Source organism: Kordia antarctica (assembly GCF_009901525.1).
GTDB lineage: Bacteria > Bacteroidota > Bacteroidia > Flavobacteriales > Flavobacteriaceae > Kordia > Kordia antarctica.
This window is the reverse complement of the sequence record NZ_CP019288.1, coordinates 4,296,564-4,311,486: the sequence shown is the minus strand read 5'-3', so window position 1 is coordinate 4,311,486 and position 14,923 is coordinate 4,296,564. Positions and strand designations below refer to the sequence as shown.

Here is a 14,923-nt window from a genome sequence, read left to right as displayed (position 1 = left end):
TTGAAAGCTTATCCTCGTCCGCCTCTTCCACCACGACCACCGCGACCTCGATACATTTCCTGCATTTCTTTCATTTTATCTTTCACAATTTCATTGTATTCTTTTCGAGAAACTTCTTTTCCTTTTGTTGGCTCCTCAATTACTTCTTTTTCTCCTGGATTCATCACAATTTTAGAACATAAAATCGTCGTTTTGTAGGCACTTATTTCTAAGATTAATCCTGGTAATCCCCAATATTCGCCTGGACCTTGATTAATTGGAATATCTAATGTATACCAAGCAGTTACTAAAATTTCTTTCGGAATGTCTATTTGGCTCAACGGATCTTTTGCCGCTTTGATAGAATCTTGCTTTTTTTCTTCATCAGTTTTATCTCTATCATTTCTACCTCTTCTTGGACGCATACTACTAAAATCAAGTTCATCAACTTTTTTCAGCGCAGTTGCTTTAAAACAAAGGTATTTACCAATTTGTTTGGTTTCGCCTTCCATTTTCCATTCTAACTTTGGCAAACTATCTTTGATTAGGAATTTTTTTCCGAAGAATTCTTTCGATTCCATAATCACACCTTTTTGAACATCTTTGTATTGCGTTCCTTGCGAAAAACTTCCTGCCATCATACTTCCAAATCCGCCTCTGCTTTGTCCTGGAGCTGCAATTTTTTCTTCTTCTTTGTAAACAGATGCCGTTTGACTAAAATCAAGAATATATACTTTTTCCAAAAAGCCTTTCATACGTTCTTTGATTCTTTTTTTCTGTTCTTCTGACATTTCTCTACCACCAAAATCCATGTCCATCGTAGTTTTGGATTGGTAGTACGCTTTTCCTTGAAATTTTTGAGCAAATATGCTAGTCGTGCATAAAAGTAAGCTCCATAATAAAATACGTTTCATATAATAGGTCTTTTTGTTTTTAAGATTCTTAGTACGTTATACCAATTGGATTTTAAAATGATTGATAAAAAATTGAATTATATTTTCTTTATGTGAGGCAGAAAACCTAAGCATAGCCTTAGCTACGGTTCTGTTTTATATTGAAACAGAAAGGAAATAGAACCGATTTTAAACTATCATTTTAAAGTTTATTTGGTATTAGTACATAATTGTGCAAAAAGTTACACTTTCAACCTCATTTAGACCTTTGTTTTGGGTTTGAGTTTAATTAGACATCGTTAAAATTTTCTTAAAAAATGACTAAATGAATCGTTTTAGTAAGATTATGTACGTTTTTGTTTCTGCTTTTCATATTTTAATATGTTTACCCTTTAATTTCAATTCTAACACTATTACCATCACCACGACCATTTCCGCGATGACGCTCCATCATTTCTTTTGACTTTTTGTCCATGATTTCTTCAAACTCCGCTTGATTCACTTTTTTACCTTTTGTTGGTTCATTAATACTAATTCTATCTTCCGGATTCATAACAATTTGACTACAAATTATCGTTTCTGATCCGTCGTTGACTTCTAAAATCAATCCTGGCAATCCCCAATACATTCCTGGACCTGTATTAACAGGAATTTCTAGCGTATACCAAGCTGTAATTGTAATCGTTTTTTTGGTTCTTTTTGGTTCATCTTTTGCATCATTAATTGAAAAAGATGCTGACACTTCAATTTCCTTTGTGCGCGTTGCATTGTAGCAGGTATATTGTCCAATAAATTTTGTTTCATTGCCAAGTTTCCATGCTTCATTTTTTAGAGAATCTTCAATTAAAAACATCTTCCCCATGATATCTTGCTTGTTTGCATATCGCTTTTCTTTGGTGTTTTTATATAATATTGTTGATTGGCTATTTCCCATAACCACAATACTCATTCCGTCACTTCCTGGCGATGGCGCGGCTAGTTTTTCTTGTTGTTTATAGAGAGATTCAGAAGCATTAAACGTAAGTTTGTATTCTTTTTGAAATTGTTTTTGCAGCATTGCATTCAGTTTTTGCTGCATTTCTTTGTCAATTCCATTGCTTTGAGATGTGCTATCAATTTTAAGATCCATTTTACGACTGGTTTTGTACGTTGCTACACCTTGAAAATCTTGTGCGCTCAATACTAATGTTGCCAGCATGAAGACGAATAAAATAATTGGTTGTGGAAAATTGTTTTTCATTGTTCGTTATTTTAATTTGATGTTGCAAATATGATCTTTAAAAATTTAGTTTAAAGTTAATGAACGTTAACGAGTGTTAAGCATAAAAAAAGTCTTCACAATTTTCTTGCAAAGACTTTGTATTGTAAAGAAGTATCAATTTTATTCTAACAGATTCTGAATTACATCTTTTGTATTCGTTAATACAATTTTACGATCAGTTTCCATATCGCCTAAATAGCGAATGGTATCATTTTTTATAATTAATAAATATGGAAAACCATTGATTCCTAAACTATCGCGTATCATTTCAAATTTTTCGGCAAAAAGCGTTTCATAATCATAGTTGAGTCGCTTAATAGTTGCCAACGTTTTTTCACGCGTATCATTTTTCAGAGGAACATTTGCACTATAGAATTTGATATTTTCATTTCCTTCAAAGTCTTGTTTTAGTTTTTCAAACTCTGGAAATTTACGAAAACAAACACCACATGAAGTTGACCAAAGATCAATTACTGTAACTTTATTCGTAAAAGTTACTTTTTCTTCATTTAACGCATAAAAGGAAATTTCAGGCGTTTTTTTATTTTTAAACGAATCTGTATTCCAGAAGTAATGAATTAAATTAGGTCGCACCAAAAAAGTTACAAATAGCAATAACAACGGAAAATATGCAAATTGAAGCTTCTGTTTTTTTGCCCAACTTCCCATCAACTCACTTAGAGGCATCATTATTACATATATAATCTGTCCTGCAACAGTTAGTAGATTATCAGAAATAAAAATCATCAATAAAAATATAAATGACATTAAAAACGAAATACTAATATCTTTGGATTTTGACTGTCTTTTATTAGTCATCCATAAAGAAATCAAAAAGAAGGTTGCGCAAGTAGCTGGAAACATTTTTGGATGATTTCCATTGAAAATAACTCCATAAAATATATAGATACACATTCCCAATAAGGAATTCAGAAAATATCTCAAGTATTTTTTTCTAGTTTCTTTTTTCATACATCCTATTTTAAATTAGTATTAAATGCAACTAATATAACAATAATTAAAATATTATTCTTACAAAATACTAATATAATTTTCTGTCATAAAATCGTCATCGCAAAAATATGTTTTTTGTTAACGAGTGTTAAGCGATTGTTTTTTATCCTAATTAACTTCTTACATTTGAACAGTAAATAGGTTAAAATGAAGCAACAACGATCTTCTTGGGTTTTATATACCATTATTGCTACGATAGCGATTACGATTGCTGTACAAGTATATTGGAATTACAAAAACTATCAAGTCAACAAACAACAATTCATCAATCAGGTTCAAATTAGTTTGGATAATGCTGTGGAAGCGTATTATGTAGCTATTGCAAAGAATGATAGAATGATGTTTATAACGATGGACACTTCTACTAATACTGATGATATTGAATCGATTAAGAGGCTGAAAAACGCAAGTTTTGATTCTATTTTTTTGAAGATAGAACATCGAATGAAAACAGATTCCAATACAGTTATTATTGAAAATTCACAACCTAGATTTCCATCAAATATTCAAAATGACTCTTTATTGACAGCAACTCATTCTTACAAAAAGTATGCAGTTCCGCAATTATTACGTAAAAAAGATAGCATTCGCATGCTTCAAGAAATTTCGTCTTTGTATATTTCTATTACAGAAGATTCGCTCGATTTTAAAAAACTAAAAACGTTTTTAGATATTGAGTTTGATCGTAAACAAATTGCCGTTCCATATCATTTGAAACAATATGTGAACAGTGCCGTTGTAAACGAAATAAGCAATACTAAACTTCCGAGTCGCTTCTTGAAAACCAATGCAAAATCTGCGTATTTGAAACCTGGTGAAACGTTAGAATTACACTACGCAAATATTTCTAAAACTGTTTGGAAAAGAAGTCTGTTTGGCATTCTGTTATCTACCTTACTTTCGCTGGCAATTATTAGTTCTTTAGTGTATTTGTTACGCGTGATTCGACAACAAAAACAATTAGCAGAAATTAAAAATGATTTGATTAGTAATATTACACACGAATTTAAAACGCCAATTACCACAATCTCTACGGCTTTGGAAGCGATTCAACATTTTGACGCGTTGAAAGATCCCGAAAAAGCACAAAAATATTTAGATATTTCTGATAAGCAATTGAAAAAGTTGCACTTAATGGTGGAGAAATTACTCGAAACTGCCACGTTGGATAGCGAAAATTTGATGCTAAAAAAGGAAACGATTGATATTGTCAATTTCACTCAAAACATCACCGAAAAGCAACAAGCGCTAACTACTGAAAAAACGATTGAATTTAGAAGCAATATAGAAAGTCAATTGTTAGATTTAGATCCTTTTCATTTTGAAAACGCCATTACAAATTTGATTGATAATGCGTTGAAATATGGTGGAAGTGAAATTAAAGTGAATGTTAAGAAAACGGTGAAATCTATTGAAATTACTGTCGCTGATAACGGCGATTCTATTGACAAATCGCAACGAGAAAAGATTTTTGATAAGTTTTACCGAATTCCAAAAGGAAATACACACGATGTAAAAGGTTTCGGAATTGGATTGTATTACACGAAAAAAATTATTGAGAAACACAACGGAACGATTCAGTTAGTTTCAGATACAACACTCACCATTTTTAAAATAACGCTGCTCGGATGAAGAAAAATAAAATAAAATTATTGCTTGCCGAAGACGAATCTGCGTTGGGACAAATTGTAAAAGAAAGCTTGGAATCGCGCGATTTTGAAGTTTTTTTATGTGAAAATGGCGAAAAAGCATACGAAATCTATCAAAAAGTACAACCCGAAATTTTAGTATTAGATGTCATGATGCCGAAGAAAGATGGCTTTACGTTGGCAAAAGAAATTCGACAAGAAAATCCGACGATTCCGATTATATTTTTAACTGCAAAATCACAAGTAAAAGATATATTAGAAGGTTTTCAACATGGCGGAAATGATTATTTAAAAAAACCATTTAGCATGGAAGAATTGATTGTTCGGATTCATGCATTATTGGACAGAGTTCATCTAAAACAAGATCACACACAAATTCCGATTGGGAAATTCGTTTTCAATCATACACAACAACAATTGATTTGGGAAGAAACGCCTGTACAATTGACACATAGAGAATCGGAGCTGCTATTTTTTTTGTCTGAAAAGCGGAATGCCGTTTTAGACAGAACATTTATTTTAAAAAAACTTTGGGGCGATGATGATTTTTTCAACGCACGAAGTATGGACGTTTTTATTTCAAAACTTCGTAAAAAGCTAAAAAAAGATTCGGAGATTCAGATTGTAAATGTGAGAGGTTTTGGATATAAATTGATATGTTAGACGCGCTTCGCTCAATTCAAGAATTTAAAAATTCAATGATTCAAGGTTGTTTGTTGACATTGTTTTATGATTTTAAGATACAATGTGCAAGTCAGCATGTTCTTTTTTAAATAAGTTGATAGCTTTTAAATCATCTATCAAAAAGTTCAACTTTAGAAACTTTGGGGTTAGTATTTTGGTCTGTGAATTATTTACACATTAGATAAACTTATAAACCTTTCAACTTTTAAACTAGATTTTAGGTACAAATTGATCTTTTAGAAATGAATTAAATGATTGAATGATTCAAAACTATTTAGTAGTAATTACGATCACGCCATTTATTCCTCTAATTCCATATATAGCGTAAGCTGCTTGTTTTTTAAGTAAGCTTATGCTTTTAATCTCACTTTTTTTAATTGAATTTATTTTTAAGAAAATATCATCTCCACGAAGCGGAATTCCGTTTAATACAAGTATTGGATTCCTATTAATTTGTCCAGATTCAAATAAACTAGCAATTGTTTTCTCTATAAGCTCATTGTCAATTTTAGTGTAATATTTTAAATCAAACAATTCATCTTTAAAAGCAGTTACCTGAATTACTTTTTCATTAATTTTGGTATTAATAGCTTTTTTTGCTTCTAACTTATTTAGTACCTTAATAGCTGTGAAATCTTTTGATTTAAATGTATTGAACAATATCAAATCTTTCTTTAACACTTCAACATTATCAATATAAATGGGCATTTTATGATTTGCGTTTCCAGATTTAATTTCTTCGTTAATAATACGTATCAAAGCATTTCCATCATCTGAATTTGGAATTAATTTCTTTGAGCAGGAAATTAGTAGAAGCGCGGCTAATACAATAAATAGGCTCTTTTTCATATTGTTGTAAAATGTTTTTTTAAAATTTTTCTTTTGAATCGTAAAGATCTTTTGGACGTTTGGATTTTATGACAACGCCAACTTTTTTACCAGAAACTCCGTATTTTCGACTCAGCTTAGTGCTATCAATAATTTTTATGCTTTTTAACAAATTTTCATCAATCATTGCTAATGATCCTTCAAAATTTTCCTCTAAAACCCTTTTATTCAAAATATACTGAATTTCATCATCTTCATAATTCGTAATGACTTCACTATATTCTTGCGATAAAGTCTTGAATAATACTTGAAATTTCTTTCGTGCATACGCTTTTGTTTGAACTATAATTACGCCATCTTTTCCTTTCTCATCAAACAAGTCAGTTGCCTCTTTACCATAAATAATTGATAAAGATGTTATATCTGCTTCATTTAGTGATGTAAAAGTTTTTTGACTTACACCTTTTCCATCGACTTCAAAATATGGATTTGGACCAAGTTCTTTAATTGCATTATTTGCAGATTCTTTTAAAGGTATTACTGATGACTTACAGCTTACTATTACCAATAATAGCACACATAAAAACTTCTTAAACATAAATTTATTGTTTATTCAAATAGAGTTTAAATGTATGAATAGAATTTCAAATATTTCTATAATAGCACAAAATTAATTTTCAAATTAAATCACCTTCAAATCATCAAATTGAAACGTTAGTAGATCTCGATACAAAAAATATTATCACATTTTCCACTCGATCTGACGCTTCAAACAAACAACAAATTTTCACTTAAGTTATGCTTAATTCAAAATTACTCGAATTGCCGTTCTTCGAATTCAAGGCTCGTCAGATTGAGTAAAATTCTGCAAGAATTTTGTATCGAAATCTACTTGTGTACACTGCATTTTCAAATTAAACCATCTTCAAATTTTCAAATCGATACATTTTCAAATTAGTTTATTGATACATTAAAAAATTGTTACATCAAATTTGGCGTATTTTTTGTAATTTGTCAACCATGAAAAGTTTCATACTTTGTATTTTATTGTGTTGTTCTAGTTTAGTGTTCGCTCAGAAAACCATCACAACCGTTTTGCAAAAGCAAGATAGTTTGTCCGTTGATCGATTTGTAGGAATGGATAATTTTGGCGCGTCGTATGCAATTCAAGATAATATTTTAATCAAACAGAAAGACACCAAAAAGTGGCAATACAATAATTTTCAATTGGGCGAAATTACTTCCGTAGATATTCTAAATCCGCTAAAAATAACACTCTTCTACGAAGATTTCAATACCGTAATTATTCTTGATAATACATTGAACGAAATCAAACGAATTGATTTTAATCTAATTGCTCAATTCAAAAATCTGGCGGCAGCCACCACTGCAAACGACAGAAATTTGTGGGTTTTTGACACGAATACGCAACAATTGGAAGTTTTTAATTATGTTCAAGAGAAAACTCCGATTCAAAATCTTCCGATCTCGGAGAAATTTATCACCTTAAAAAGTAATTATAATTATTGTAGAGTGCTCACAGAAACTATTTTATACACTTATAATATTTACGGAAGTTTGTTGTCGCAACAAGATTTAGCTGGCGTTACCGATTTTTCCATGACAAATACAGAAGTGATTTTTTTAAAAGACGAACAACTCTATTACACCAATACTGACGACGTTTATCTTATAAATTTACCGTCTGACAGAATTGCCATCAAACAGTTTTCGCTTCACGATGATATCTTGTATATTTACGACGGAATTGTATTATATCAGTTTCAACTGAAGAAACCAACTAAAGAATAACTCGAACGAATATTTTTAGAATACGATTGTAAAAGTAGTTGTATTTTAAAGCGAACACCTAATCACAGAATCACATGCACGTTGCAATTGCAGGAAATATTGGCGCAGGAAAAACGACTTTAACTAAGCTTTTAGCGAAACATTATAAATGGGAACCACATTTTGAAGATGTTGTAGATAATCCGTATTTGGATGATTTTTACACGCAAATGGAACGTTGGAGTTTTAATCTTCAAATTTATTTCTTGAACAGTCGTTTTAGACAAGTATTAAAAATTCGCGAAAGCGGAAAAAAGATCATTCAAGATCGTACTATTTATGAAGATGCGCACATTTTTGCACCAAACCTTCATGCAATGGGTTTGATGACGAATCGTGATTATGAAAATTACCAATCATTGTTTGAATTGATGCAAAAATTAGTTGATCCACCAGATTTATTAATTTATTTACGCGCAGATATTTCTACGTTAGTTGCTCAAATTCACAAACGTGGACGCGATTATGAAAACTCCATTAGTATTGATTATTTAAGCAGATTGAATGAACGTTATGAAGCTTGGATTTCAACATATGACAAAGGAAAATTATTGATCGTGAACGTAGATAATTTAGATTTTGTAGATAATCCAGAAGATTTAGGAAGTGTGATTAATAAAATTGAAGCACAAATACACGGATTGTTTTAGAGCAATTTCAACATAAAAATATAAAAGCCATTCCGTAAAGAATGGCTTTTTTGTTTTCAATATATTTTCTGCGTTTCTTAGCAATTACCGCCACAAGTTCTGCAATGAATTGGATCACTTGCAGGATGATTGGCTGTGATACAATATCCGCAGGTTTGTCCGCTACAATTATTGGAGTACGATCCGCTTCCGCCGCCACTTCCACCGCCGTCGCCATCTGTATCATCGTCTGGCGGTACATTTCCTCCGTTTATTTTTGACAAATCAGAAATTTGGTTTTTTCCTAACGATAACTTTGTAATTAATTTCTTTTTTTTCATGATTTAAAATTTATTTGGTTAATACAGTACACAATTTACAAACTTATCTAACTGACACTTAATGTTTAACCGTACGATTTGTACGTGGATACATGAAAAAGTGTCAATTCTGCTCAAAATTGTTTATTTTTCTATTCTCAAAGTTATTTTTCACACCTATGCTCAACTTTTTTAAAGGAACTAAAGACGAAAACAAAAAAACAATTGCAAAATTATATGTTTCTCGTAATTTTTCAGTGTACGATTTACAAACATCGTTGGCTGCTTTTCACGAAACTGAATCACAAACTAAGCTGATTTTCAAGAGGATTTCCAATGGTTTTACCGTTGACACGAATTTAGAAACCAACGAAAAGAAAAGAATTGTTACAACAACGCGATTGCAATACATTCAGAATGAAACTAGTATTTATGTCATTGCAGAACGTGTAGAAATTGATCTTTCTTCGTATGAAGAAACTAAAAAAGCAGCCGATTTTGATTTAAAGAAACAAGCATTTTTTATACACTTACAGAAGCATTTGTTAGCACTTCAAAACGATCATTTATATGCGCTTGCCAATGAAGAAGCCGTTTCGTTTGTGCAATCGGTTGATTTGGAAACGCAGAATTTCATCTTTCATCAATTAGAACATACAGAATGTGTATTGAGTATTTTGGGAATTAGTGAAGTAACGTTTCAAACTACCGAAAAAGTAGCTCCAAAAAATACTTCTTGGTACTTTATGTTGACTTCTAAACGAACGTTTCTAATTGGAAAATCAACAGATGACATTATGGAGTTGATTGACATTTCTAGCGAAAGCTTTACGATTGAAAATAAAACAGGAAAAGATTTAATTACCACAGATTCGCTGTCTTTTTACACCGAATTTATGAATGATTATTTATATCGTGAATTATTACCAGTGATTGAAAATACAGGAAATCGCTTGGCAATTTTTGCAGATATTTTAGTGAAGAAATACAACAAAAAAGACATTCATTTGCAATTGGCTTCGCGTTTATTTCAATTACAAAGTACGACTTCAGATTTGTTATTGAATGAATTGAAAGCAACGTTGATTCCACATTTAAAACGATTAAAAATTGATACTACGCAGCAAGAAATAGTGTTGGGAATTTTCACAAAACATGCAAATGCACAGGAAACTTTTGGCGAAAATTTAATCTTAATTACGGAAGATTGGAATCTTTCCTATGCTGAAAAAAAGAAGTTTCTAAACATTTTACAACCGCTTCAAAAAAAGGCAACTGCCAAATATACGATTGCATTTCACGACTATATGTATGCGTTATTCCTTGAAAAAGAAAAGAAAGCCGAAGTTGTGTTTGAGTTTAATCTGAATTATGCCAAACATCTAACGAATGCGGAACGATTTACAGAAGCAATTTCCTTATATAGAACAATTTACGAAACATTGCCAGATGATAGTATTATTGATTTGTTACCAACAAATACGACCAATCTTTTGGAAGGAGAAGGCGGACAACAGTTGAAAATTACCATTTTAGAATCCATTTTATATATTCAAAAAAAATTGAATGATGATGTTTCTGAAACAGTTCACAGACTTGCGGAATTACAACCATTAGTGCATACTCGAATCAACGCGTTAGCAGCACATTTGGCATATGAACAAAAGGCAAAAACAATTAGAGAGGTTTTGCTTGCGAAAGATTTAGTGACGAATGAAACCGAAATTTCAACCGATTATCAACGACTTGAAAAGAAAGAAGTTTTGAAAGAAGTTGTGCCAAGTTGTTTTAAAAATGCGTCAGGATTTTTTGACTCGTTGAATAATTTTATTGCTGCGCTGAATCCGCCAGATTATGAATCGGTTATTTCTTTTTCAGATCGATTAAACACACATAATCATCCAGAAATTATGAAACGCGTTACCGCGATTTGTTATGCGTTGCAAATCAACGTTCCTGAATGTTATATTGGGCGCGGCACTTATGAAACTTCGGTAATTGGCGTGGAAGGAAAACCGTCTTTTCTTGTGATTGGAATTGACTTTTTAGACAAAGAAAATGTTCGGTATTTAGAGATAAACGCATTGACTTTTTTAATTGCAATTGAATTGGCGCATATGTATTTTGAACATTCTAAAATTACCTCAACCGATGTTTGGCGCGGCGCGGCTGATAAAGGATTTACCGTGGTAAGTATGTTATTAACGGTGTTGCCTTTTGTTGGAAATATTGGTGCAATTTTTGGAAATATTGCAAACGTAGAAAAATACGGAAAAATCATAAATCGTGTGGAACAAGTGGCAAGTGTTGCAGATAAAGGACAAGGAATTATGGACGTTAGTGACAAATTTAATTTGAATCCTTTTAGTCGAGATACATCGCAAAGCAATGATTCTCAAAATTTACTGATTACTTCGCGATTGATGGAAATTGTGGCGGATAAAGTTGCACTATTATTTTGTGACGATTTAAAAGCTGCTGTGAAAGGTTTGTTAGTTGGCACGCCTACTTTTGAACAAGATTGTCACATTATTTCGCAATATGGTGTAGAGGCTTTTTTGGCTCGAACGAATGAAAATGGCGAGTTTGTCCATCAAGAATTAATTATCCGATTGAAAAGTATGTGCGCTTTCTATTTATCAGATACTTTTGAAACTTTAAAAAAACAATTGCATTCAGCATAAACTTATATGAAATCACAAACTTTATTTACACCAGCGGGCGAACCTTATGAGCTGACACCTGAAGAAGTTGTGTTAGAAAAATTACGCCTTTTAGATTTGAAAGATGGCGAAACACTTGTTGATTTAGGTTGTGGCGATGCCAGAAATTTGATTGCAGCTTCAAAAATGGCAAAGGTAACTTGTATTGGTTATGAAATATTACCAACAGCATTGAAAGCTGCTTCTGAAAATATTAAAAAAGCAAGCGCAACCGATTTCATAGAAATTATAAAAAAAGACTTTTTTGATGCAGATTTTTCTAAAATTGATGCGTTAATTTTATATTTAACTCGTAATATGTTGGGTCAACTTTCGTTGAAATTGGAAAACGAATTGCCTGTTGGCGCGCGAATTGTAACACATGATTTTGATATTCCAGGTTGGGAAGCTGAGAAAGTGATTCCTTTTGTATCAAAAGAAGCGATTCATTTTACGTTTTATTTGTATTGTAAAAAATGATTCAAGACCGCTACGCTTTTAGATTCAAGATTTTAGACTTAATGCTTATATTTGAGAAACATATATTCTCCATTTGATGCTTTTCTAATTCAAAAAACGTCAATTCGAGTATTTTTTGATAAAAAAATGTATCGAGAATGGTTTTTTTTGAGTTTTGTAAAACTGTTATTAAAACAAAAAAGCTGCAATTTTACAATTACAGCTTTTCGAATATATGAGTTTGAATTCTTTATAAATTCTCTTCTTTTAGTGTGATAACATTCAATGCTACATTATTTTCAGTAGTATCTTCAACATTCACTTGAATTACATTTTTGTTTACTTCTTCTGCTGTTATAGTTTCATCAGAATGTCCTCCTAAGATTGGCGCAATTACCAAACCAATTAAACATGTTAATTTGATTAAGATGTTCATTGATGGACCAGAAGTATCTTTGAAAGGATCTCCAACTGTATCTCCAGTTACAGCAGCTTTGTGTGCTTCAGAACCTTTAAACGTCATTTCTCCGTTGATTTCAACACCAGCTTCAAAAGATTTTTTAGCGTTGTCCCAAGCGCCACCAGCGTTGTTTTGGAATATTGCCCAAAGTACACCACTTACGGTAACTCCTGCCATATATCCACCTAACATTTCTGCGATCGCTAAATGATTCATTCCAAAAATCATTGGAATAAAAGCAATTGCTAATGGAAAACCTATGGTTAGCACTCCAGGTAACATCATTTCTTTTAACGATGCTTTTGTAGAGATTGCTACACATTTGTCATATTCTGGTTTCCCAGTTCCTTCCATTATTCCTGGAATTTCTCTAAACTGACGACGCACTTCTTCTACCATTTCCATCGCTGCTTTCCCTACTGCATTCATTGCTAAAGCAGAAAAAACTACTGGCACCATTCCACCAACGAATAACATTGCTAATACTGGCGCTTTGAAAATGTTGATTCCGTCAATTCCTGTAAACGTTACATACGCAGCAAATAATGCTAATGATGTTAACGCCGCAGAAGCAATAGCAAATCCTTTTCCTGTTGCTGCTGTTGTATTTCCTACTGCATCTAAGATATCTGTACGTTCTCGTACGATTGGTTCTTGTTCACTCATTTCAGCAATACCACCTGCATTATCTGCGATAGGTCCGAAAGCATCAATTGCTAATTGCATTGCTGTTGTTGCCATCATTGCAGAAGCTGCTAATGCAACTCCGTAGAATCCTGCTAATGCGTATGATGACCAAATTGCTGCTGCAAATAAAAGTACTGATGGAAACGTAGAAATCATTCCTGTTGCCAAACCTGCAATAATATTTGTTCCTGCTCCAGTAGACGATTGTTGTACAATTTTTAAGATTGGTTTTTTACCTAATCCTGTATAGTATTCTGTGATTGATGAAATTACTCCACCAACAAATAATCCAACTAACGTTGCATAGAATACACGCATAGAGTCTATAACTATTGGCATAGATTTTCCAGCTTCATTTAAGTTTTCACCAAAAAATTTCATTGCGATTTGTTCTGGCAACATAAATTTAATTAATCCGAAACAAGCAATTGCTACTAACACAATTGATACCCAGTTTCCAACATTTAATGCGCCCATTACCTGAGTTTCTTTCGCATCATTACTTTTTATTTTCACCAACATTGTTCCGATCATAGAAATAATAATTCCTACTCCTGCAATTGACATTGGTAATAATATAGGTCCAATTCCTCCGAAAGCATCAGAAATACTTCCGCCCATATCTTTAATGATATAGTTCCCTAATACCATTGCAGCTAATACAGTTGCTACGTATGAACCGAATAAATCTGCGCCCATTCCTGCAACATCTCCAACGTTGTCACCAACGTTATCTGCAATTGTTGCTGGATTTCTTGGATCATCTTCAGGAATTCCTGCTTCTACTTTTCCAACTAAATCTGCTCCAACATCGGCTGCTTTTGTATAGATTCCTCCACCAACACGTGCAAATAATGCAATTGATTCAGCTCCTAGAGAGAATCCTGCTAGTGTTTCTAATACGACCGTCATATCTTTAGTTCCAGTTGCAGTCCAAACTCCTCCCATAAAATATTGGTAGAAAAAGATAAAGAATGCTGTTAGTCCTAAAACAGCTAAGCCAGCAACTCCAAGTCCCATTACAGTTCCACCACCAAAAGATACTTTTAGTGCGTCTGGCAAACTTGTACGTGCTGCTTGTGTAGTTCGTACGTTTGTTTTGGTTGCGATTTTCATTCCTACGTTTCCTGCGTATGCAGAAAAGATAGCTCCGAATATAAATGCGATTACAATTAACCAGTGTGTTGTTTCTACAAATACAGAGACAACAAATAAAGCGATACTTACAATTACTACAAATATTGCTAATAAGCGATATTCTGCATTTAAGAACGCCAATGCGCCTTCGTAGATATGATCTGAAATCTCTTTCATTTTTCCGTCTCCGGCATCTTGTTTCATAACCCAAGACCTTTTAATAAGCATATAGATTAAGCCTAGCAAAGCTGCTGCTATTGGCATATAAATCATCATTGATTCCATATTTTTCTGTTTGATTTTGTTATTTAGCGGCGTAAATGTAACAAAATCAAGGAGAATAAAAAACCTTCTAAATCGATTTAGAAGG

The 14,923-nt window shown here is 32.4% G+C and carries 13 protein-coding genes; 6 read left to right on the top strand and 7 right to left on the bottom strand.

Annotated elements, in window-relative coordinates:
- Positions 1-8 precede the first annotated feature (8 nt).
- The 3 genes from IMCC3317_RS18040 to IMCC3317_RS18030 form a co-directional block, all read right to left on the bottom strand.
- Positions 9-893: a GLPGLI family protein gene (locus IMCC3317_RS18040; protein WP_160130877.1), complete on the bottom strand. Its 885-nt coding sequence runs from the start codon at positions 891-893 to the stop codon at positions 9-11.
- 364 nt (positions 894-1,257) lie between these two features.
- A complete protein-coding gene (locus IMCC3317_RS18035) occupies positions 1,258-2,112 on the bottom strand; it encodes a GLPGLI family protein (RefSeq protein WP_160130876.1) in 855 nt (284 codons plus the stop codon).
- Positions 2,113-2,253: 141 nt separating this feature from the next.
- Entirely contained in the window at positions 2,254-3,105 is an 852-nt protein-coding gene (locus tag IMCC3317_RS18030; RefSeq protein ID WP_160130875.1) for a TlpA family protein disulfide reductase, read from the bottom strand.
- Positions 3,106-3,294: 189 nt separating this feature from the next.
- On the opposite strand from IMCC3317_RS18030, the gene IMCC3317_RS18025 reads away from it, so the two are divergent.
- Positions 3,295-4,779 carry a sensor histidine kinase gene (locus tag IMCC3317_RS18025; RefSeq protein ID WP_160130874.1) on the top strand — a complete coding sequence of 495 codons (1,485 nt, stop codon included), beginning with the start codon at positions 3,295-3,297 and terminating at the stop codon, positions 4,777-4,779.
- Positions 4,776-5,459 carry a response regulator transcription factor gene (locus IMCC3317_RS18020; RefSeq protein WP_160130873.1) on the top strand — a complete coding sequence of 228 codons (684 nt, stop codon included), beginning with the start codon at positions 4,776-4,778 and terminating at the stop codon, positions 5,457-5,459. The genes IMCC3317_RS18025 and IMCC3317_RS18020 overlap by 4 nt, the downstream gene beginning before the upstream one ends.
- A 291-nt stretch (positions 5,460-5,750) precedes the next feature.
- On the opposite strand, the gene IMCC3317_RS18015 is transcribed toward IMCC3317_RS18020, so the two are convergent.
- Both IMCC3317_RS18015 and IMCC3317_RS18010 read right to left on the bottom strand, forming a co-directional pair.
- Positions 5,751-6,329, bottom strand: a complete 579-nt coding sequence (locus tag IMCC3317_RS18015; protein WP_160130872.1) for a hypothetical protein — start codon at positions 6,327-6,329, stop codon at positions 5,751-5,753.
- 19 nt (positions 6,330-6,348) lie between these two features.
- Positions 6,349-6,906: a hypothetical protein gene (locus IMCC3317_RS18010; protein ID WP_160130871.1), complete on the bottom strand. Its 558-nt coding sequence runs from the start codon at positions 6,904-6,906 to the stop codon at positions 6,349-6,351.
- 422 nt (positions 6,907-7,328) lie between these two features.
- On the opposite strand from IMCC3317_RS18010, the gene IMCC3317_RS18005 reads away from it, so the two are divergent.
- A complete protein-coding gene (locus tag IMCC3317_RS18005; protein ID WP_160130870.1) occupies positions 7,329-8,120 on the top strand; it encodes a hypothetical protein in 792 nt (263 codons plus the stop codon).
- A gap of 74 nt (positions 8,121-8,194) precedes the next feature.
- Positions 8,195-8,809, top strand: coding sequence for a deoxynucleoside kinase (locus IMCC3317_RS18000; protein ID WP_160130869.1), 615 nt, complete (start codon positions 8,195-8,197; stop codon positions 8,807-8,809).
- 77 nt (positions 8,810-8,886) lie between these two features.
- Here IMCC3317_RS18000 and IMCC3317_RS17995 read toward each other — a convergent pair whose 3' ends face one another.
- Positions 8,887-9,129 (bottom strand): hypothetical protein, encoded by a 243-nt coding sequence (locus tag IMCC3317_RS17995; RefSeq protein ID WP_160130868.1) that lies wholly within the window; start codon positions 9,127-9,129, stop codon positions 8,887-8,889.
- A gap of 158 nt (positions 9,130-9,287) precedes the next feature.
- Here IMCC3317_RS17995 and IMCC3317_RS17990 point away from each other — a divergent pair, with 158 nt between their 5' ends.
- Together IMCC3317_RS17990 and IMCC3317_RS17985 are read left to right on the top strand one after the other, a co-directional pair.
- Positions 9,288-11,792: a M48 family metalloprotease gene (locus IMCC3317_RS17990; RefSeq protein WP_160130867.1), complete on the top strand. Its 2,505-nt coding sequence runs from the start codon at positions 9,288-9,290 to the stop codon at positions 11,790-11,792.
- Positions 11,793-11,798: 6 nt separating this feature from the next.
- Positions 11,799-12,290, top strand: coding sequence for an SAM-dependent methyltransferase (locus tag IMCC3317_RS17985; RefSeq protein WP_160130866.1), 492 nt, complete (start codon positions 11,799-11,801; stop codon positions 12,288-12,290).
- A 229-nt stretch (positions 12,291-12,519) separates the two neighbouring features.
- Here IMCC3317_RS17985 and IMCC3317_RS17980 read toward each other — a convergent pair whose 3' ends face one another.
- Positions 12,520-14,838 carry a sodium-translocating pyrophosphatase gene (locus IMCC3317_RS17980; protein ID WP_160130865.1) on the bottom strand — a complete coding sequence of 773 codons (2,319 nt, stop codon included), beginning with the start codon at positions 14,836-14,838 and terminating at the stop codon, positions 12,520-12,522.
- Positions 14,839-14,923 lie beyond the last annotated feature (85 nt).